The following is a 1,475-nucleotide window of genomic DNA, read 5'->3' as shown; positions in this document are numbered from 1 at the left end:
GATCCGGACGTGCGCCCCGCCGTCGCTGCCGCGGCGAGCGCGGGCGCCCGCTTCGCCCCGAAGCCAGAGCTGGCCAACCCGTCGGGCGCGGTCCACGGCGGGGCCATGACGCTGCGGGCGGTCATCGCCGCGCAGGCGGCCATGCCGGACCGCGTGCGCTACGACGTCCAGGCCGTGCACGTGGTGTTCGTGCGCCCGGGGCATGGCGAGATGGTCGCCCTCACACGGGTGCGACACGCCGGCCGGTCCCTGCGCCTCGTGGAGGTGGACCTCGTGCCGGTCGGCGCCGACGGCGTCCCCGTGGCCGACAAGCCGATGGTCCAGGTGCAGGTCACCTTCCGCGCCGCCCGGAGCTGACGCCCCGCACGCCCGAGCACCCGAGCGCTTTCGAACGTGAGAAAGGGCCTATCTCACGTTCGAAAGCGCTCATTCCCCCGACATCACGTTCGAAAGTCCCGGGAGGAGGAGGGGCCGTCGTCGTGCGGCCGGCTCAGCGGCCCACGGTGCCGAACCGGGAGGCCACGGGGGCCGTGAAGGCGGGCTTCAGGAAGAACCACGCGGCGGCGGTGACCGCCACGCTCACGAGGAACACCACGAGGCCCCACGCGTCGGTGGCCCCGCCGCGCGAGGTGTACATGTGGTTCAGGTTCGTCAGCAGGCCCGTGAAGGCCACGAGGAACACGTGCACCACGATGAACGCCACGAAGAAGACCATCACCGGGAAGTGCACCTTGCGGGCCACTTCCATGGGGAACGCCTTGTTCAGTCCCTTGGCCTCCGTGGGGAACCACGAGGACATGCGCCAGCCCGTGAGGGCGGCGAGCGGGGCGGCCACGAACACCACCAGCGCGTAGGAGAGCATCTGCAGCGCGTTGTAGTGCACCCAGCCGTTCTCCGTGGGCCAGTCCAGGGACAGGTACTGGATGCCGGCGGACAGGGCGTGCTGGAACACGTGCGGGTCCGTGGGCACGATCCGCGCCCAGTGGCCGGTGACGATCAGCAGCACCACGAAGATCACGCCGTTGAGCAGCCACAGCGCGTCGAGGGCCTGGTGCGTCCAGATGGTGAGCGAGAACTTCTTCGGGGTGTTGCCCCGCGCGGAGAACAGGCCGTCCTTCGTCGGAGTGAAGTTGGCCGGAGGCCGCGTCTCGTGACGGATCTGCAGGCCCGTCCGGATGATCAGCACCATCAGGAACATGTTCAGGAAGTGCTGCCAGCCCATCCACCAGGGCATCCCCTCGGGGGTGCCCTCGGGCAGGACCGGGTGCCCGTCGTAGGTCGCGATGAAGTCCGCCACCGGGTCGAGGCTCCGCAGCCAGCGTCCGGCCAGCACTGCGAGCAGCGCCAGCACGACGACGCCGGCCACCGCCGGCAGCGCCTTGCGCAGGCGGGACGGGGCGGCGGATTCGGCGGCGTCCGTCTCCGCGGCCCGAGCGGGCGTGCCGGTGGCGGCCCCGGGGACGGCCCGGGGCGGC

Annotated in this window: 2 protein-coding genes; one reads left to right on the top strand and one right to left on the bottom strand. The window is 71.5% G+C overall.

Going from position 1 to position 1,475, the window contains the following annotated elements; translation table 11 throughout:
• Positions 1–357 (top strand): acyl-CoA thioesterase domain-containing protein (locus HMPREF3105_RS02480; RefSeq protein WP_210401419.1); only part of this gene is annotated, 357 nt, incomplete at its 5' end.
• A gap of 133 nt (positions 358–490) precedes the next feature.
• Here the strand turns inward: HMPREF3105_RS02480 and HMPREF3105_RS02475 are convergent.
• Positions 491–1,475: cytochrome b/b6 domain-containing protein (locus HMPREF3105_RS02475; protein WP_246830322.1), on the bottom strand; the 985-nt coding region annotated here is incomplete at its 5' end.

The sequence above is a fragment of the Micrococcus sp. HMSC31B01 genome, assembly GCF_001816085.1.
Lineage (GTDB): Bacteria > Actinomycetota > Actinomycetes > Actinomycetales > Micrococcaceae > Micrococcus > Micrococcus luteus.
Note: the sequence above shows the minus strand (reverse complement) of the source record. Positions and strands in the feature narration are given on the sequence as shown.